Annotated in this window: 20 protein-coding genes and 3 pseudogenes; 4 read left to right on the top strand and 19 right to left on the bottom strand. The window is 33.6% G+C overall.

Features of this window, described 5'->3' with window-relative positions; translation table 11 throughout:
- The first annotated feature begins 100 nt into the window (after window positions 1-100).
- Complete coding sequence (locus AN161_RS24360; RefSeq protein ID WP_053596899.1) at window positions 101-622, top strand: GrpB family protein; 522 nt, start codon at window positions 101-103, stop codon at window positions 620-622.
- A gap of 192 nt (window positions 623-814) precedes the next feature.
- Window positions 815-1468, top strand: a complete 654-nt coding sequence (catA, locus tag AN161_RS24355) for a type A chloramphenicol O-acetyltransferase (RefSeq protein WP_053596898.1) — start codon at window positions 815-817, stop codon at window positions 1466-1468.
- Window positions 1469-1837: 369 nt separating this feature from the next.
- Here catA and ant(9) read toward each other — a convergent pair.
- The 8 genes and pseudogenes from ant(9) to AN161_RS24315 form a co-directional block, all read right to left on the bottom strand.
- Window positions 1838-2639 (bottom strand): annotated as a pseudogene (gene ant(9), locus AN161_RS24350) (aminoglycoside nucleotidyltransferase ANT(9)).
- Between the two features lie 217 nt (window positions 2640-2856).
- Complete coding sequence (locus tag AN161_RS24345; protein ID WP_053596897.1) at window positions 2857-3951, bottom strand: DUF418 domain-containing protein; 1095 nt, start codon at window positions 3949-3951, stop codon at window positions 2857-2859.
- Window positions 3952-4464: 513 nt separating this feature from the next.
- Window positions 4465-5037 carry an NAD(P)H-dependent oxidoreductase gene (locus AN161_RS24340; protein WP_053596896.1) on the bottom strand — a complete coding sequence of 191 codons (573 nt, stop codon included), beginning with the start codon at window positions 5035-5037 and terminating at the stop codon, window positions 4465-4467.
- 90 nt (window positions 5038-5127) lie between these two features.
- Complete coding sequence (locus AN161_RS24335) at window positions 5128-5454, bottom strand: helix-turn-helix transcriptional regulator (protein ID WP_053596895.1); 327 nt, start codon at window positions 5452-5454, stop codon at window positions 5128-5130.
- A 91-nt stretch (window positions 5455-5545) separates the two neighbouring features.
- Window positions 5546-6031, bottom strand: coding sequence for a DedA family protein (locus AN161_RS24330; RefSeq protein ID WP_053596894.1), 486 nt, complete (start codon window positions 6029-6031; stop codon window positions 5546-5548).
- Between the two features lie 268 nt (window positions 6032-6299).
- The gene (locus tag AN161_RS24325; protein WP_053596893.1) at window positions 6300-7022 is read right to left on the bottom strand and encodes an SDR family NAD(P)-dependent oxidoreductase; all 723 of its coding nucleotides are present in this window, start codon (window positions 7020-7022) and stop codon (window positions 6300-6302) included.
- A gap of 282 nt (window positions 7023-7304) precedes the next feature.
- On the bottom strand, window positions 7305-8039 hold the full coding sequence (locus AN161_RS24320) for a DUF2087 domain-containing protein (protein ID WP_053596892.1): 735 nt from the start codon (window positions 8037-8039) through the stop codon (window positions 7305-7307).
- Window positions 8040-8183: 144 nt separating this feature from the next.
- On the bottom strand, window positions 8184-8753 hold the full coding sequence (locus AN161_RS24315; RefSeq protein WP_053596891.1) for a TetR/AcrR family transcriptional regulator: 570 nt from the start codon (window positions 8751-8753) through the stop codon (window positions 8184-8186).
- A 93-nt stretch (window positions 8754-8846) separates the two neighbouring features.
- Here AN161_RS24315 and AN161_RS24310 point away from each other — a divergent pair, with 93 nt between their 5' ends.
- Window positions 8847-10325 (top strand): MDR family MFS transporter, encoded by a 1479-nt coding sequence (locus AN161_RS24310; protein WP_343069273.1) that lies wholly within the window; start codon window positions 8847-8849, stop codon window positions 10323-10325.
- A gap of 260 nt (window positions 10326-10585) precedes the next feature.
- Here the strand turns inward: AN161_RS24310 and AN161_RS24305 are convergent, their stop codons facing one another.
- The 6 genes and pseudogenes from AN161_RS24305 to AN161_RS24280 form a co-directional block, all read right to left on the bottom strand.
- The gene (locus AN161_RS24305) at window positions 10586-11119 is read right to left on the bottom strand and encodes a dihydrofolate reductase family protein (RefSeq protein ID WP_053596889.1); all 534 of its coding nucleotides are present in this window, start codon (window positions 11117-11119) and stop codon (window positions 10586-10588) included.
- A 139-nt stretch (window positions 11120-11258) separates the two neighbouring features.
- Window positions 11259-11691 (bottom strand): annotated as a pseudogene (locus AN161_RS24300) (CatB-related O-acetyltransferase); the annotation flags it as partial.
- Window positions 11667-12446, bottom strand: coding sequence for an amidohydrolase (locus tag AN161_RS24295; protein ID WP_053596887.1), 780 nt, complete (start codon window positions 12444-12446; stop codon window positions 11667-11669). The pseudogene AN161_RS24300 and the gene AN161_RS24295, both read right to left, overlap by 25 nt.
- A 328-nt stretch (window positions 12447-12774) precedes the next feature.
- The gene (locus AN161_RS24290) at window positions 12775-13023 is read right to left on the bottom strand and encodes a hypothetical protein (protein ID WP_053596886.1); all 249 of its coding nucleotides are present in this window, start codon (window positions 13021-13023) and stop codon (window positions 12775-12777) included.
- An 18-nt stretch (window positions 13024-13041) separates the two neighbouring features.
- Complete coding sequence (locus AN161_RS24285) at window positions 13042-13272, bottom strand: hypothetical protein (RefSeq protein WP_053596885.1); 231 nt, start codon at window positions 13270-13272, stop codon at window positions 13042-13044.
- 37 nt (window positions 13273-13309) lie between these two features.
- Window positions 13310-13903 (bottom strand): TetR/AcrR family transcriptional regulator, encoded by a 594-nt coding sequence (locus tag AN161_RS24280; protein ID WP_053596884.1) that lies wholly within the window; start codon window positions 13901-13903, stop codon window positions 13310-13312.
- 373 nt (window positions 13904-14276) lie between these two features.
- Here AN161_RS24280 and AN161_RS24275 point away from each other — a divergent pair.
- Window positions 14277-14503, top strand: a pseudogene (locus tag AN161_RS24275) (helix-turn-helix domain-containing protein).
- Between the two features lie 237 nt (window positions 14504-14740).
- Here AN161_RS24275 and yiaA read toward each other — a convergent pair.
- The 5 genes from yiaA to AN161_RS24250 all read right to left on the bottom strand — a co-directional run bounded on the left by yiaA (window position 14741) and on the right by AN161_RS24250 (window position 19304).
- Window positions 14741-15211, bottom strand: coding sequence for an inner membrane protein YiaA (gene yiaA / locus AN161_RS24270; protein WP_053596883.1), 471 nt, complete (start codon window positions 15209-15211; stop codon window positions 14741-14743).
- Between the two features lie 230 nt (window positions 15212-15441).
- Window positions 15442-16161 carry a GNAT family N-acetyltransferase gene (locus AN161_RS24265; RefSeq protein ID WP_053596882.1) on the bottom strand — a complete coding sequence of 240 codons (720 nt, stop codon included), beginning with the start codon at window positions 16159-16161 and terminating at the stop codon, window positions 15442-15444.
- A 159-nt stretch (window positions 16162-16320) separates the two neighbouring features.
- On the bottom strand, window positions 16321-17265 hold the full coding sequence (locus AN161_RS24260) for a metal-dependent hydrolase (RefSeq protein ID WP_053596881.1): 945 nt from the start codon (window positions 17263-17265) through the stop codon (window positions 16321-16323).
- 88 nt (window positions 17266-17353) lie between these two features.
- The gene (locus tag AN161_RS24255; protein ID WP_241774639.1) at window positions 17354-17749 is read right to left on the bottom strand and encodes a GNAT family N-acetyltransferase; all 396 of its coding nucleotides are present in this window, start codon (window positions 17747-17749) and stop codon (window positions 17354-17356) included.
- A gap of 370 nt (window positions 17750-18119) precedes the next feature.
- Window positions 18120-19304, bottom strand: a complete 1185-nt coding sequence (locus AN161_RS24250; protein ID WP_053596879.1) for a hypothetical protein — start codon at window positions 19302-19304, stop codon at window positions 18120-18122.
- Window positions 19305-19310 lie beyond the last annotated feature (6 nt).

Below are 19310 nucleotides of genomic sequence, written 5' to 3'. Positions count from 1 at the left end.
TTTCAAATAGCACAATTGACAATGCATTAGATTTTTTATTATCTTTAATAATATATAAAATTTGTCAAGTAACATGAAAACAAAGAATGGAGTGTATTGAATGAAGCTTATAAAAGTTGTAGATTATAACCACAATTGGAGCAGCGACTATCAAAAAGAAGAACATTCTATTAGGGCTATTCTTCAAGAAGAATTAGTAAATAGTTTTCATATTGGAAGTACATCGGTTCCGGGTCTAAAAGCAAAACCAATTATTGATATTTTACTAGTAGTCCAAGATATTAATAAATTGGATTCATTTTCTAAGCAATTTCAAGAGATTGGATACGAAGTCAAGGGCGAATTCGGGATAACTGGAAGAAGATATTTCCGTAAAGGTGGCGATCATCGCACACACCAAATTCACGCTTTTCAATATAACAACATTGAAGAAATAGAAAGACATTTAGCATTTAGAGATTATCTTCGAGAGTATCCCGAAGTTTGCAGGCAGTATGGGGAATTAAAGAGTCAGCTTGCCGAAAAGTATCCAAATGATATGAATGGCTATTGCGACGGGAAAGATGATTTTGTCAAAAGTGTTGAAAAAGATGCTATTAAATGGCATTGGACTGTCCGTTAATAGTAATGTTCATTTAATGGCTGTCCTTGAAAGCCCACTTTACTATATAATAAGGATTTAGAATATTGAGTAACAAAAAATGGGATATAATTTTTTATCAGACAATATCATAAACGAGGGTGTAATGAATGAAAAAAACAGTGAAAATTGCCTCCTAAATAAAAATTAATACTATTTAGGAGGCAAATAATAATGATTTTCAATAAAATTGATCGAAAGAACTGGCATCGACACGAGTATTTCGAGCATTATATTACCCAACAAACAACATTTAGTATGACGTCAGAAATAGATATTAGCATTCTTTATAAAAACATAAAAGATAATAATTTTAAGTTTTATCCAGCGTTCATTTATATGGTGACAAAAGCTGTCAATACTAATATTGTATTTAGAACGGGTTTTAATAGCCAAGCTGAATTAGGTTATTGGGAAAAATTAAATCCAAGTTACACGATTTTTAATGAGGAATCAGAGACATTTTCGAGCATTTGGACAGAAACATCGGATAATTTTAAACAGTTCCATCAGAATTACGAAAGTGATTTAAAGAAATATAACGGTAGGATACGTTTATTTCCGAAATCCCCTATTCCTGAAAATATTTTTCACCTATCAATGATTCCATGGAGTTCATTTACTGGTTTTAACCTCAACATTAATAATGGAGGTAATTACCTTTTACCGATTATCACTGCAGGTAAATTTGTGCAGAAGGAAAATGCTATTTATCTTCCTGTTTCTTTACAAATGCACCACGCTGTATGTGATGGTTATCATGCAAGCTTATTCATGAATTCCCTTCAGAGTTTTGCCGATGAATCCCATGATTGGTTATTAGATTGAATATTTCTCAGTAATTCTCAAAAATGCGTTCCTGCTTATTGTAGGTTTGGAATAAAGTTTGATTAAAATCACCTCTCAAGCCTACATTTTACGATAAATAAATAAAAAGAATCTGTTTTGAAAAAAGTTTGATCAAAATGGATTCTTTTTTTGTGAAGTATTGTTCAATTTTTATAAAAAAGTTTGATTATTTTCTACTGTTGATCTTCAACAAACGCGCTCTTCAACGGAATAAAATTTCAGTTAAGTGAAAGGTGGTTTCATTCGTTCATTAAAACAACTTTCCCTTTATTTCTGTTTGAGGATTCTGCAATATCTCATTAATGATATATAGTTCTAGAAAATGTGTACAAAATTTCCATTGTATTGTTATCGCTTTTCCTGGGTCTGGCTAAGACAAGATTCTATAGAGTTTTTCATATGATTAACGAGTGCTGTCACCTCGGAATCCAGCCCTTCCCACTTATCAACATATTCTCCTCGATAGGCTTTTCTGGCTAAGTTGAGTAAAGTCGAATATTCTTTGGGCAACCGAGGTAAAGCCCATTTTGCAGCCACATCTTTTGGAGAAATTTCACTGATAGACACTGTCTGCCACATTCGAGCTAGGGTTAAAATTACATTACGCTCATCACCTTTGATACCCTCAATCACCCCAGGCAAAGACTCCTTAATCGCTCTTCGAATATCTGTCATCGGAATGGGGTCAAGTATATCTGAAGCATCAGGTCCAAATAGAGAAATGCTATTCTTTCTCGCTTGTGCTAGAACAATAGCCAAATCAGGGTCATTAGTTGGTTCCTGAATTTGTCCTTTCTCAAACTCACTCCTGAGCCACTCACCATAGGTAAATTCATTTCTTGGTGGATATAGCCAAGGTACAACATCGCTATGGTTTATAACCGTGACTTCAAGTGGTCTCACAGAATCTGTATTTCCTATCTTTCCAGATATAAGCTTTAGTCGGTCTTGTTAGTTTTTTTCGAGTTACTTCAAGTAAACTATGATTCACGACCACTAAGACATCTACATCACTGTTAATGCGTAAGCCACCATTTACTGCAGAACCAAATAGATATACCCCGACTATCGAACTTCCAAGCAACTCCTCTACGATTTTTAATGCTTGCATCGCTTGTTTTGGTATTTTTTCGTTACTCAAATCGCTCATCAACTACAAACTCCTCTCCTCTGATTTTGTTCGCATAATGTACGTTCATATTGGTTTCATTGGTATTCAATTAAATGACCGATTACTGAACAAAAGAAACATTTTTTACAGAACATTTTATCAAACTTTATTTCAAAACCACACTTATTAACACTTATTACAGAAACGCTTTTATAATCTCCCTTTTGTAATAAAATTCACTTCCACTATTACATTATTAATTTGTTATTTTTCTCATAACCCATTCAATGGGCCCTCTTTTAAATTTTCTACTCCATAAAGCAGAAAATAAAATACTCGCTACGAAAAACAATACAGTAAATATTAGTGAAAATGCTAGCGTTTGGTTTTCTAATCTATTTAATATTGTTAATATGCTAACACCTATGAATACATGGCTTACATAATGAGTTAATGTTAATTGTCCTGTTTGTATAAGTAATTTTGTCAACCAATGGCTAGCGAACTTTTCTGCTATATAAATAGAAGCAACGATGACAATTATCGCTGAAGCGGAATTTGATAAGATATAGAAGATGTTTGGTGGAATTGGCCCAGTATGAAACAGATATTCTGCACTGTTTACATCTAATACCGACAGAGATAGTAGCATTAATACTTTTGAAAGTACCTCTATTGTTATTAGTAAAAATAAAGAAATAAACAACATTTTGTTTCTTACAGCTTTCTTCAATAAATCAAGTCTGCCAAGGATCATTCCAAGAAAAAAGAAACATACCCAAGGGAATACTGGATGATACCCATTAAACAAAAGATTTCTTATAAAGCCTTCTATTGTCCAAAAATCAAGATATTCCATAAATGGTTGTTCAGGATGCCATCCTTTCAAATAATTCATTGTCACTTGTAAGATTTGCGAGGTTATTAAAAAAAGACTAGATATGATGATCATGAACTTTGTAGAAGCTACTATTAGAAATGATGCAATCAGCATATAAACACCATAATAATGGAGGATATCTCCAGTCCAATCTGCCACATATAAAAGTAAACCTAGAATAAAGAGAAAAGCGGAACGTTTCCTTAAACTCATCCTATTTTCTTTTATATAAGAAAGGTCACCGCTATTTCTAGCTTTTCTTGTCATCAAAGCAACTCCGATACCTGCCAGCGTAACAAAAGTGGCAGACGCTCTTCCTTCAAAAAGTCCAGTAAACCATATAAGCCAATCCGGCCCATTTCCTACCGCTCCCATTATAATTTTAAAGTTAACTATAAGCATTCCAAACATAGCCAAGGCTCTAGCGAAATCAAGCCCTTCAATACGCTTAGATTGTAACTGTTTGGTCATAAATGTTCCTCCTTAAATACACTATTAATCGCTTCCTTTCATACTTCTCTAAAATCTAATAAACTATGAAAAAAATTTCATTCTCCTGCCCTTCCCTGATTAAACAAGCCTCAGTTTTATATTTAACAGTAAAAGTAAATTTTGATGTAATGTAAAAAAGCTGTATCATTCATTTTTCGTTTTTTTACCGACCGGTAAGTAAATAATAATTAATTCTTTTAACAAAATCAAGCAATTTGTATTACTCTTTTTTGAAAGCGCTAGATTTAGGTTTTATGTAAAACATCAAATTTGAATGGTTACGTGGACAACCCTATCGAGCAGACCTTTACCACTAAAGCAGAAAGTGAAAAAATATCCGAGTAAGCAGGCATCCATTGTTAGGACACATGTTCACTTGGATACTCCTGAAGTAGTAAGATGAATTTGAAAAGATTAAAGAGATAGTCTGCAGCTGACATTCACAATCCTGTAACTTAAGCCAATTTCTAAATCTCCCCCTATTAAGTTATCCTATAGTTTAGCTGGTAATGAATTTAAAAATTTCACCCGGTTTTCATTCTTACCTAGAGGTACATAGCCACAGTGTAACCATTGAATGTTTTTCATGCCTACAGCTTTCAATGTAGCTTTAATAAACGTTTTTTTGATACCATTTCCGCCAATAAATTGAATATACCATTTAGGAGCTTGGCCGGTTGTGATCACTTTTACCGATTGGATATTCGTTAGCAACCCTTTCATTGAACCATTCTTATTTTCAATATAAGCAAAATCTTTAAGCAGTACTTTATCTAGAAATCCTTTTAAAATAGCTGGGACATTATACCACCAAACTGGGAATATAAAAATCACCTCATTACTAGACTTTAACATTGACTGATACTTACCCACTAAATCATTTCCATACTGACCTCTTGAATATAATTTCAATTCACTAGCGTGATAGGTTGGATCAAATTCATCTTGGTACAAATCAATAATTTGATACTGTTGATTTCTTTCCTTAAATGTTTCTACTACTTTAGATAAAATTGCATGATTATAACTTCCATCCCATGGATGAACATATACGATTGTTTTCATATTTTTCTCCTTTAGCTTTTAAAATAAGGTGGTTTTCAAATATGCAATAGTGCACACACTTGCACATATAGAACAGAAAAACTCACAATGTTAGCAATTATTTAAGAGTTTTTCTAATTGATCAGTCGTCATTTTAAATTTATCAAATATCATTTGGCTATTTACTTCGTAATAAATATTTCGGCCTATTTTCGTTTTGGAAACAATTTCAAACCTAAACATTAAATCTAAATGTCTTGAAATAACCGATCGATCCTGAGGGAGATTTTCAGCAATTTCAGTTATATTTTTCGCTCCATAAACAGCTAAATATCTAATAATTTCAATTCTAACAGGGTCAAATAATGTTTTATAAAAGTCAAAATCAATCGCATTATTTATTTCATTTGAACATTGAAGTTCTTCATCTCTGTTCATATTTGTCTCACCACCTGTAACACATGATATATGCATGAGTATGCACACGTCAAGTGTAAAGATTAAGAAAGCAGATTTAAATTATTTGTATTTAAAAAGTTACACCAACAAAATACCCAATAGAAATAAAAATTAATACCCATGTCAAAGCTCCAAAACAAGCAAAAGCAAGGTAATACCTAAACTTCATCTGGGTTATTCCAGAAATGTAACTTGTCAGATGCCTTATTCCTGGAACATAGTATCCTATAATGATTGTCCATGGTCCAAAACGTTGAAACCAACGTTCCACTTTAGTAAACCGCTTATTATTTAGGCCAACCCATTTTCCATATTTTAATATAATAGGTTTCCCCAATTTATTACCAATTAAATAACTAATAATCATACCCGTAGATGAGCCAAGAAAACTTAAGATTATACTCAACGTAAAGCTTAAATTCCCCTCTTGACACATATATCCGATAAACATCATTAAAATCTCATCAGGAATAGGTAATCCTATTATTCCTAAAGATAAGAGTAAAAATATAGCAAGATACCCATATTGACTTATAAAATCGTTCATGAATTCCATGAATAAGTTTCTCCTTTTTTAAACGGTTCTTGTTGAACTACACATAGATGCTCGTTAGTTGTAACCCGCGTGCCTAGCATCTATATAAGCTCCTATCATTCCAGACTCAATTACAATCAATATGGTATTTTGTGGATTTTTATTAATAATGATATATAAATTGGAGCCAAAAATCATTGTAACCAATTTGACGGTGCTGGCCTATATTAAAAAGCTCGCATTTTGAAAAAGAATAATCCAAATGCGAGCTGTATTTTTTTATACTGAATTATGCATTCATATCTGTAATAGCTGGAATATTAATTTCCTTTACGCATGAAACAGGCGATAAATTAATCACACATTGGACAATGGCAACAATATCTTGTACAGGAATGCGTGTACCTTCATACAACATAATTGCCTTTTCAGCCCCTTCTTCATATGGTACTTCAGCAGCTAACTCTCCTGGATTAATACATGTTACAGAGATTTTATCTTTCCTAACATGCTCACGTAAAGCATTTGTAATACCACGTAAGCCAAATTTAGATGTGACAAACGAAACTTGTACATTATTCGTATGATCTAAACCTGCTGTCGAACCAATCAATATAATTTTTCCGTTCTTCGCCTGTCTCAAATTAGGTAAAAGCGCCTGAATATATGTAATTGTTGAAGTTAAATTAATATTAATTAAGTTTGCAATATCCCCAACTTCATCGTTATCAAACGTATAGTCATCTTCAAAACCACGCTTTTCCCAAACACCGACATTGTAAATTAATACATCAATCGCAATGTCTTTTAAAGCTTCTTTTAAAGTAGGAATATGTTGCTGACTAGTTAAATCAATTGTCAGCCATTTACGATTTACGCCATCATCTATATCTAAACTGCTTGGTCGTGTGCGAGATACTAGCCACACTGTATCCCCTTTGGTCGGCAAGCCCTTTACAAATGCATCACCTAGACCTTGGCTTGCCCCAAATATAATAAAGTTCCTACTCATCCAATCATCCTTTCTATTTTACTACAACCTAGTATAGTTAATCAGAAAATTAATAACAACTAAAGTGATTTGGCGCATCACCATAACGTGTGGTAGATTTCCGTTCCGACCGGGAGCTTTGTTGCTGTCGCTTCGCTTTCGCACAGAGCAAAGCTTCCTGGGGGCGTTCGATGAACCGCTTCACTCGCGAGGCTCGCTATTAACTTTCGGTTATAAGACCGTTATTTCAAAAAAATAAATTTAATAGACATTTACTATTTGAATCTTTCGAAAAGGTCTGTTTTAAACTTCTTTCACCCAATAAGTTATACAATCGTCACTTCGATCTAGAAAACCATATTCAATTAAGTATCTTCTAATTGAAACATAATCGATATATATAGGCTTTAAAATAGCATTTACTTCTTTTTCGCTATATTTACGCCCTACCGCAAACTTCGTGACAATATGTTGCAGTAAAATTATTTTTCGTTTTTCCTTACTCGGAAAGCTTTCAATAGGACCATCTAAGCCATTTTTAAAATACGTTGCTAGTACTTTTTCTTTCTCTTCTACTGTAATCGCATAACGCTCATCCACCTGTGTTGCCCCCTTATGAATTGGTTCATATACTTTTGTTGTTTCTAAAGCTTGCATAATTGCCAGAAAAACTTTTGCTTGTTTTTCTTTTTCTTTCAATTTAAATCGATGTTGTCGAATTGTTGAAATGCTATTTGCAGAAGTGCTATTAACAATTTCCTTATCTGGCGCCCCTGTTGCAAATAGCTTTAGCAATTCGGTTTGGATATCTGATAGCCCTGTATCCTTCTTATCTAATTGAAGTAACGCTTCAAACACAGAGATATGTTCATTTTCGATATGGCGTTGTATAGCTTTTTTAGCCGTAAAAAAACGATCATTTATTTTGAATACTTCTTCGGCATCAAATGATTCTTTACAAAATATACATTCATATGCATCGCCTGCTTTTACATACCCCTTCGATAATTCCTCTATTGTCAAATCACTTACATTCACAAACAAAACCCCTCTTTGTTTATTATTTAATAAACAACATACAATAAGTTTATTCATTTGTAAACAACAGCAACTTTTGTTTATATAAAAAAGAAGAATCCATTTTGAAGTTATTAATCAATAATAGATTCCACTTTAGTAGATTTAAAGTATTTCATTCTTTTTTTCTTCAACATCAAAAATATTGCCATTCACTAATGTATGAAAATATTCATCTAGCTGCTCTAAGCTTACTAGATTCGGATTTTTACGCCACCATTCACTTAAAGCAACCATTGTAGCCACATGAAATTCAGCTAACAAATCATGCGGAATATCTATGGTTTTAGAATGTTGGATAAATTTTAATGAGTCTTTTTTTAATAACCGCATAGAGTAAGTCGTCATACAATCAAAGAAAAGTTCATCACCTTGTTGTGCAGAAACTAACTTATGCGTCTCTGAGTCTTCAAAAAATTCATCGGACCAATAAAATGGTTGTAAAATTCTTTTGTCCAATGGAATTTCCCAATATCCCTCCATAATTTCATTTAGTCCGTACTCTAGCAATTTAAATTTATCATCGAAATGCTTATAAAACGTGGAACGATGAACCATTGCCTTTTCGCAAATTTGATCGACTGTCAATTTAGAAAACAATATCTTTTTTTCCGTCATGAGATCAAACAGGGCTTTCCATAACAATTGCATGGAGCGACGTTTCCTCAAATCCATCCGCATTCACCTTCTTTTTTAATCAATTTCTCCAACATTTATTCGATTTTGTCTCCTAACTACCCAAAGTAAAAATATTGAATATATTTTACTGTGAAAAATATTTCTATAATTGAAACGCATCAACAACATTTGTACGAAAGGAAGGAACACAACATGAACTTACATTTACAAAATGTAAAACGAACACCAATCATGGTCGCCCTTATGACGGGGGCATTCGTAGCAACATTAAACGAAACATTGCTAGGCAATGCCTTGCCTGTGCTAATGAATGAATTCCAGGTCGGGGCAACTACAATACAATGGCTAACTGCGGCTTACCTGCTCGTCGTTGGCGCACTTATTCCTGTAACAGCTTTAATTCAACAATGGTTTACTACAAGACAACTATTTTTCATTTCTATGATTACCTTTTTAATTGGCACGATTGTCGCTGCATTAGCACCTACTTTTATGCTGCTACTAGTTGGTCGAGTGGTTCAAGCCATTGGTACGGGATTAATCATTCCACTACTGATGAATACGTTGTTAATGATTTACCCTGCTGAAAAACGAGGTTCCATTATGGGCATACTCTTTTTAATATTTACATTTGCCCCTGCTATTGGACCTACACTTTCAGGAATTGTAATAGAAGCATTGGATTGGCGCTGGCTATTTTATATCGTTATTCCTATTACACTTCTTTCCTTTATTATAGGGTATTTTTATCTTGTCAATGTAACAGAGCTCACAAAATCCAAAGTTGATATTCTTTCCATTATTTTATCGACATTAGGTTTTGGAGGTGTAGTGTATGGTTTTAGTGCTACAGGCAACGGTGGTTGGTCTGACCCGCAAGTTTATTGGCCAATTGTTATTGGTAGCCTGGCATTAATCTTATTCGTAGTTCGCCAACTGCGTATTTCAAACCCCATTTTGGAATTACGTACATTCAAGTTTCCGATGTTCTCTCTCTCGATTATTCTATTAATTATTGTAATGATGTCGATGTTTGCAACAACCACCCTACTACCAATGTTTATGCAAAGCGTGTTGCTAGTAACAGCTTTTCAGTCAGGTCTCACTATGCTACCCGGAAGTGTCGTCAACGGATTAATGTCGCCTATTACAGGAAAACTATTTGATAGATTTGGCGCTAGAATCATTATTATTCCAGGTCTATTGATCGTCAGTATTGCGTTGTATCTCTTTACCAGATTTACACTTGAATCGACGACCTTGCAAATCACTATAACTCATTGCTTGTTAATGATAGGAGTGGCGCTCGTTCTTGTTCCCGTCCAAACATATGGTCTGAATCAAATTACGTCGGAATACTATCCACATGGATCTGCCATTTTTAGTACATTGCAGCAAGTTGCCGGAGCGATTGGCACATCCTTGTTTATCGCTACTATGTCAGCGCGGTCCCGTAGTCATTTGGCACAGTCTACTGATTCAAATGATGTAACTCAACAATTAACAGCATCTGTTGCAGGTTATAGCGACACGTTCATGTTAGGCTTTATCATTTCTATCATTGCCGTAGTAGTGTCTCTGTTTATTAGAAAAAAACAAGTAAATTGATCTCTTTTCTTTATCAAGGACTGCTTTGAGAAATCTCAGAGTAGTCTTTAACCATACAACTAAAACACTTAAGAAATTTTAGTTCATTGCCGCTCTTAACATTCATACCATATTAATATGTCAACTCGTGTCATATTAAAAAAGAATGGCGTGTGGTTCGACGGCTGATGAAAAAGGACAACTTCACTAATTGGTGAAGTTGTCCAAATTTAATCTAATTTTTATTGAATCGTACTCTAGAGTGCACAACATATGCTAGGCTATTTCTTAGTTTGATTCACCTTATAATGCAGTTGTACAAACTGCCCATACCGTCTTGTATCAATTAAAATTAAATCTATTTGTGGACTTTTTTCTTTAAACAAAGGGATACCCGAGCCTAAAATATGAGGTGTGACCGTAATAATATACTCGTCAATTAAATTTTGTTTGATAAAAGCATCGAGTATACCCGCTCCACCAACCATCCATATTTTAGAACCCTCTTGTTCTTTTAGCTTTCTCGTAAACTCTACTACATCTTCATGGACAAATTCCACATATTCATCTGACCCTTTTTCAGAATTGCTGAAGACGTAGCATTTTTTTTCAGGATACGGAAATGATTCTGAGTTTTTCAATATATAATCATAAGTCTTTTTCCCCATTATCGTTGTATCAATAGATTGATACATTTCTGCATATCCTGCATCCCCCTCCCCTTCTGTGTCAGTTAACCATTGTAAGTCATTATCTTCCTTAGCAATAAAACCATCTAGGCTTGCAGCAATGTATAAAACTACTTCACGTGACATACTTTAACCTCTCCTTTTATCTTATAAACTTCCCTTATTGATTAAGGAACAAACCTATACTAACCATAAAACATGACAAGTAATGGCATGATTAAATAAAAAAGGAGAAAATATTTTTTTACAAACAAGAATTACACTACTACTTTAATTTTTTTAGTACTTCAATATCATAGGATAGAATAACTTCGATATTATCAGACATCAGTTCTTGCTCAAAATTCCACCATTGTATTTTTTAGTAATTCCTCTATTTTCTCTTCAGAAAATCGTTTTTTTATTTCTTTAGCAGGGTTCCCATCAACAATTGTGAAGGGTTCAACATCCTTTGCTACTACAGAATTAGCTGCAATAATTGCTCTGTCCCCAATAGTTACGCTAGGCATAATGGTTACATCTTTTCCTATCCACACATCATTCCCAATAATTGTATCACCTTTGTATGGAAGCATCTCCAATGTTGAAGTATATTTTTCCCACCCATTTCCAAAAATATTAAAAGGATACATAGAACCATCCATTCTATGATTGGCCCCATTCATAATAAGGGTTACGCCAGGTACAATCGAACAAAATAGAGTCTGCAATTACATGCATTCCCAGCATGAATACTTCCAACTGTGACAAAGGCCGCTTCAGTTGGATTAATACGACGACTAACAATTTGTTGTAGATGTTGAACTAGTTGAGTTGCCGCAATAATGGAGTCTTTCGTTTCATGTGGTCGAGCTCCATGACCGCCCTTACCAAAGATTTTAATTGTAAAAGCATCAACTGAGGCCATTATTGCATTTGAAGCGGTTGACAGCTTGCCAATGGGAAGATCTGTCGCTAAATGTGCACCGAACACATAATCCACATCATCTAAAACCCCGTCTTCAATCATAAATTTCGCCCCACCTGGTGGCTTTTCTTCGGCTGGCTGGAAAATAAATTTAGCGGTTCCATGAAAACTGTCCTTATGTTTTTGAAGAACTTTTGCCATAGCGAGTAAGGTGGCTGTATGTCCATCATGTCCACAGGCATGCATAACGCCAGGCACTGTGGATTTATATGTAACTTCTTTTTGATCTTCGATTGGTAATGCATCAAAATCTGCTCGAAATGCTATCGTTTTTCCCGGTTCTTTACCTTGAATAAATCCGACTACACCTTTATCACCAACATTTTCTTGTACAGAAATTCCATAGCTTTTTAATGTATCTGCTATAAAGCGAGATGTTTTTTCTTCTTGAAAAGAAAGCTCTGGGTTTCGATGTAAAAAGCGACGATTTTCTACGATCTCGTCAAATAAACCCGTCAACTCATTGGTAAGTGTTTCAATAGCCATTCCTTAACCCCTCCTTATATCAGTTAATCATTCAATATATTCGAACAATAAATACGATTTTAAACATACAAACCTTATAAATAAACTACGTTTTATATAATTTGTATCCATTCCCAAAATGAAACAGCCACCTAGCCTCGATTAAATATCGATGCCAGATGGCTGCAAAAGTCTTCTATTCGACAGGGATAAAATAATTATTAGCCTTCATTAATCGGGCTTTTACGAGGTTGCGGTTTTACAATAAAGATGCACAACTGAAAAATATTACTTTTCGGATTTAATCAGTTCTTCCCTTTTAGCTAGGTAAAAAGTTAATGTTACTTATCTAATCGTTTTTTACACCTTTTCGATATATGAAAACACTGCTTAATATTCCAAGTCCACCAAATAACAAAATCCATATATTTTTTAAAAAAAGTCCATAAATCGTAATTACACTACTAATAATTCCACTTGAAAAAGCACTGGATACCATGGATTTTTTTGTTGGTTTAGGGAACTGAATAGAGGTTCCAAAATTTTCATTTCCCCATTTACATGCCACATCCATGATCTTTTGTAGTTTGTCTAACATCTTTTTATCCTCCAAATTTTAAAATATGAAATAAGAAAAAAATGCATTGGACAGAGCACCTAAAAAAGCCAACATTGAAAATGATAAACAAACCATTCCGCCAATCATTTTCGACTTCTGTTCTCTATTCTTTTTGGATAGTAAAACGAACCCGAAGATTAGTAGGAAAATTGCTAAAATGATATTCATCGCGATAAAGAACGGTGCTGTTTCTTTTAGAAAATCTATAATACGCCAAAATAAACTCATTGATATCTCCTCCTATTTTATAGTTGAAATCGAGCCTCTACTCAAAGATGCTTGCTACCAACTGCTTCGTCATAAATTGAAATGCGGCTAAGTGATCACAGTTTTGTGAAATTCCTTCTTTACTTGCAATGCTTGAAAGAAGGACGGTGAAGGTAGAAAAGGCTAAATTTTCAGAAACTTTCAATTTGAGATTTGCTCGTTTGATTGCTGTACGAAAAAGTTCACTACTATCAAATATTAGTTTTTCTTTCATTTCCTCCGAAAGTTTACTATAAAATGATGTGAAATCAGTCGTTTTCACGTCATAAAGAAATGGTTTGCTTTCGTATTCATAGTAAAGCTGGATTATTGCTGTTTCAAAGCCGGACTTTTCAGGGCATTGTTCAATTCGCTCAATGAAATTTTCATAAATAGTATCTTGAATGTCATACAGAACTTCAAAAAAAAGTTCTTCCTTACTTGAATATAAATTATAAAAAGTACCTGTAGATATTTCTGCTTTCTTACACAATGCGCCAATGCTTGTTTCTTTATAACCCGGAGAAATCCAAAATGCCATACACTCATCTTTCAATTTACTTTTAATCAGAGTTTTATCTTCTTCTGAAAAAACTTTTTTGCCCCTTGCCATAGATGACCCCTCCTTTTATGAATTATTTATATGAATATTCATATATTATATTCACATGATAGCATCAACACCAATTTTTAACAAGATATTAAATAACAAATTATTTCACATCTTTATCATTGCATGTGATTAAGGTTAATAGAGACAATCAAAACTTTATTTTAAAGCTACTGAATATTATCACCCGATTGCACCAGATCTATATATGAACCTTGCGGAATCATGAAATTTGTCAGGTTCCTTCTGCATTCTGGCACTTGTTAAATCAAAGTAATCTAAGTAAAAAAAGTTGTTTGATACTTTTGTATAAGTTTACTTTACTTTTTTTGTAAAAAGTGAGTTTGTTTATAATTTGATGCTAGAGATGATCGTCATGAAGAAAGATTTTGGTAATTCGATATCAAATAAGGTTTATGAAAATCGTGTACTTGCCAGAATGTCTCAGCAAGAATTAGCAGAGAAAGTCGGGGTTTCCAAGCAAACCATCTTCGTAATAGAAAAAGGAAATTATGGACCGACTCTCGAATTGCTGAATTAGTTAGTGTTGATATAAACGATATATTTACGTATGAGAAAGGAAATGACCAAAATGATAACTAAGTTTATGTCAGATATCCATAACGAAATTATTAGTTCAAGAAAGAAAAAAAGAGCTGCCTAGGCAACTCAACACCTTTATTTAATACCCTTCGATAGTTAAAGAATGAAATGAAAGCCTTTCCGCGGTTGATCCGATCTCAAATTTTAATTTAGCTGTCTATGCAAAAATTTAGACCCTTAGCGAGCCACGGAAACCCCTTGTAGCATAGTGGATTCTGCTCCATCGTGGTACATAACTCAACCTTTTTCTCTTGCCCGCTGTGTATCTCTTATATTCTTTTGAACCGTTATAGCTGCAAATAAACTAAGAACAAATGCCATACCAAAAAAGCCTTTTTCGCTTAAAACTACACTTCCTGCATTGTATAAACCGATGGCCATTAATGAAATAGATACAATAAGTGCGAACCAACTAAGACCATAATAAATAGTAGTAACTGGTACGCCCTCATCTTTATCTCTAACTGCTTTTTGTAAAGATATCGCCGAATACAGTCCGAACACTAAAACTGCAAAGTAAAATCCTTTTTCATTCAATTCCATAGTTGCGTTAAACAAGCCTATAAGATACGACGCAACACCTACTAATAGCGCTGCCCACGAAGCCCCTTTGAAGGCAGGAGTTGGTTCTCCTTCTTTCCGTTCTTCTTTCACTTTTAAATCATTTCGTTTTTCTTTATCTACTAAAACTTCATGATCATTGGACATTCAATTTTCGCCTCCATCTTTTAATCTAATAAAAATGGAGCACCAGAGACACTGCAGTGCACCTTCTTTGCTAAACTAACCTGCCAATAAGTTGAAAAAGAAAAAACGATCTTCGTTATTAAAGTATATGCTCATTCGCATTATAACTTCACAACCTTTAGGTGGCTGTTTGAATTGATTAAATCCTTGACGTTGATAATGATGGAATTACTTAACGATTAAACTCATTCCTAAACAGAGTATTGTAAAGAAATTACTGTATTTTCATTTTGAATGCATCCGTTTAAAACCATAATATTTCTCATTGGAATATTGTCGACTTGAGTCATTCCTAAATAAGAGATAGCTTTAAATTCGTTTTTCAATCTGTATAATCCAATTGCATGTAAGTTCCTTCCAAAACCTGACCCCAGAAAATTAGGATGCATGCCTATCCAAAAAATGCGTCCTTCCTTATCTGTATTTGGTTCTATATGTGGAAAAACTACACCAACAGGCTCTTTATTAACTTTATATACTGTAAACATTTCCTTAACTTGTGATGGGAGTTCAATGCTCATTCCCGTTAAAAACTTCTCTGCATCAATAAAACTTATACCCATCACTTCAGATAGAAAAGAGACAGAGTTATTATCAGAAATTGACCATACTTCATAATCTGGTATCGAAACATTTAATGATGTCATTAAAGATCTCTTGTATACAACCCTTTCACCAATGATTTCCATTTTAGACCTTGTACGATTTAAGCTATCTAAAAGCATTTTAGGGCACTCCAACATAATTTTTTTCAGACAACTACTATGTAATTTATCTAAAAGTTCATTTATAAGCACATCTATTTCAGAAGCAAGATGAAGTTTATTCTCTAAAATTTCTAACATAATTACACGATCATTTTTTAGGTTATGTACGCCAACTCTTTGTAAATGTTGAAGCAATTGATCCACGAATTTTCACCTCTTTTTATGTTTAAAACAATTACCTTCTTCCACTATCCTGCACTGTTAGTTGAAGAAGAAAAGGATGGGATTCAAGAAAAGCTCCATTAGTAAAAAAGCGATTGCCCTAATTAGTTTGACTGATCATTCTTTACACATAATTGACGTTCAAGAGTAGTCCAGGACTCTTAGCTTTTCAGTACCTTGAACTTCAATCCATCTTCCGTCTATTTCTTGACGAAAAATCCTTGGATCATTATGATTTTCTTCTATACATACCAAATAATAATTGCCACTTTTTCTAACTTCCCTTATTACATTAAAACTTGGATCCTCACCCGATCTATAGGGACCATTAATACTTACCTCAACTGGCTTTGGCTCTGGATAATATAAATTTGTATGGTTTTCTAGCGAATCACCAAGTAACGGACTAAAGCCTCGTATTATTCGTTGTTCAGAATACAAATCATAAGACCATTTAAGATACTCTAAAGGATTTTTTATATTCATCAGATTTTCTCCAGGGGGGCTCACAAGAATAATTGCGTTTTTTTCTCCATAATATTCTTCTAACTTAGATGTCAATTCGGATTTAGAGTAACTTCTAATACCCATATATGATCCTACTAGTAAAAGTACTATTATAATACTCTTCATGCTATGTTTAGAACTAAAAATAACAATTATTAGCGTAATCATTAAAGGGAACCAAACCCAAGGATCTCCAGCCTCAAATATTACATAAGCATATTGCTTTTGGGATAAAGGGTATATTAACGAAACTTCATGGGTTAAAAAGTCTACGATAATATGTCCGACAATTGTTGCTGAAGTGAGTATAATCCAAATTTTCCACCATATGATTTCTCGAAATATTTTTTTGGTAATCAAAGCAACAGGTAAAACAAAAATGGGAGCAAATAGTATGGAATGAGACCAAGGAGTAGAAGTTCTAACACCTAAAGTATCAGGTAATATACCTGCAAAACCACCAATAACAGATAAAATTATTTTTTTAGGTATCGAAAGATTTCTTGCATCTTTTAGAAGAAATACAATAACAGCTCCAACAAGGGCATGGGTAAGAACATGCATAAATAAAAGTAACATTTTCCTCCTCCTAATATTATAAAAACTCCAAACAAAATATTATTCTATTAAAACTAAAGCATGCGTTAGTTCAATAAAAAGCTAGAATTCAATTTAATTTTTTTACAAATAAAACTCTGTCTTGATTTGGTCCGTCAAAGTCTGTATTTATGGATAGATCCTCAACAATTCTATCTCCATCTTCAATTTCAAACCCCATTTTGGTATGATAGGCAATCGAACCTTTATTGACAGGTGACGTTACACAACGAACAATACTTCGATTATTTTGCTTTACCACATTAAAAAACATATTGTATAAATGTTTTCCAATATTATGCTTTCTGTATTCAGGATGAACTCCGACGAAATGAATATACGCTTCATTTGAATGAGTTTGAGAAAGGAATCCTATTAGAAACCCCACAAGTTTACCGTCCTTTTCCGCAACGAAACTTGTTTGTGTAAAATGGTCGAAGAATAATTTTGGTAGCATATCAGACATATTCCTACCACCCCACCACTCATTGATTAGAGGTGAAATTACATAGTAGTCTGAACCTTTAACTAACGATGTTCCATTTTAATCCCCTTCTATGTAAAATTCTATTTAAACTAATATTAACAAGGCTCAATAAGAAAAGTTCCTTTGACTTCGGCAACTGGATCTTAAACTCTTGTACTCGTTACTTCAAAAGTTAAACTACTAAACTAATTTTTATATACTCCGCCCAGTGACGGACTTCATTATCGTCTACTGTCAATTAGTATTTCACAATCATCAATCTAAGGTTCAAAATCGGCAGATATAAATCATAGAATTCATATCTGCCAAAGCTGCTTGCTCTAATTTTCTAAATTGTCTGTTCTTCGATTTAATCATTGTGGTTATATATTTGCCCGATAAAAAGTGAGGAATCTGCATCTCGTTTTTCTTTATTTTCGATGATGATTTTACCTTCATATAATGATTCACTTGTCCGTAAATCACCGATTAAGAACAAATGACCGTCAGAAATACGATTGACTAAATATAGTTTACCATCTGTAATCTGTAAAAAAGGTTCTTCTTTAACATTAGCAATGCTTGGATACTTAAAATTTAAAGGCTCTTCCCACTGTTTCTTTTCAATATTATAACGGTTCAGCTCTAACCCATTGGCTGAATGAACAGGAATGAATATATCTGTTCCTTGAAGAACCATCGACTTCACATGTGGTTTTAATTCGACTGGAATTGTCAATTCCTTCACTTCATTATTAAGATAGTTATAAAGATATATTTCGCTAGAGATTGTTTCACGATCACCATTATCTGGGTATTTGTATTTTTCAACCATATATAAGAAATAATTTTCATTACTAAATTTATTATAGTTATTTAATATACTAATGCTGGCCTGGCCGATCTCTTCTGATTCTAATTTTGCAAGTATTGAGTCATGTTCTAATTCCTTTTTGTTTTCATCAACCGTATATATATGCAGCTCTTCCTCACCATTGAGATAACTTATTGCTAATATCTTTATTTTTCCATTTTCTACATAGACATCTTGCTCATTGATCCAGTCATATCTTACTTGGTCTGGCATATTGATTTCAAATGAAGAACTGTCATTTGTTTTTTTATCAAGTGTATCGATTTGAAGAGTGAAAAAATTTCCGAGACCCTTATTTCGACCATTACTTTGAAAAGTGGTGTAAATCAAACGGTCTTCGTCTTCAAAATACTGACCAGGATTTAATTCTTTTCCACGCATAAAACTACGGTGTTCTTCAATATATTTTTGAAACATCAAAGGGTTATTTCGTCCTATCAACTCTCCAATAAAAGACCTGTTCTGATTAGTCGAACCATCCTTCGATATATTCAACTCACGATAAATATTACCGCTCTGATATCTCGCTTGAAGAATAAGATTGTCGATTTCCCCCTTATTTCCGCTAGTAGTTTCAATTTTAAAGGATGCACCCTTAGCCATTGCCTGTTGAATATAGTAAGTACCGATTGTCATCACGATGATTAAACTAATCAATATCGTTTTCCAATATTTTTTCATAGCTAT

The organism is Lysinibacillus sp. FJAT-14222, from assembly GCF_001278875.1.
Classification (GTDB): Bacteria; Bacillota; Bacilli; order Bacillales_A; family Planococcaceae; genus Lysinibacillus; species Lysinibacillus agricola.
The sequence above is the reverse complement of the archived record's forward strand: the minus strand, read 5'-3'. Positions and strand labels throughout refer to the sequence as shown.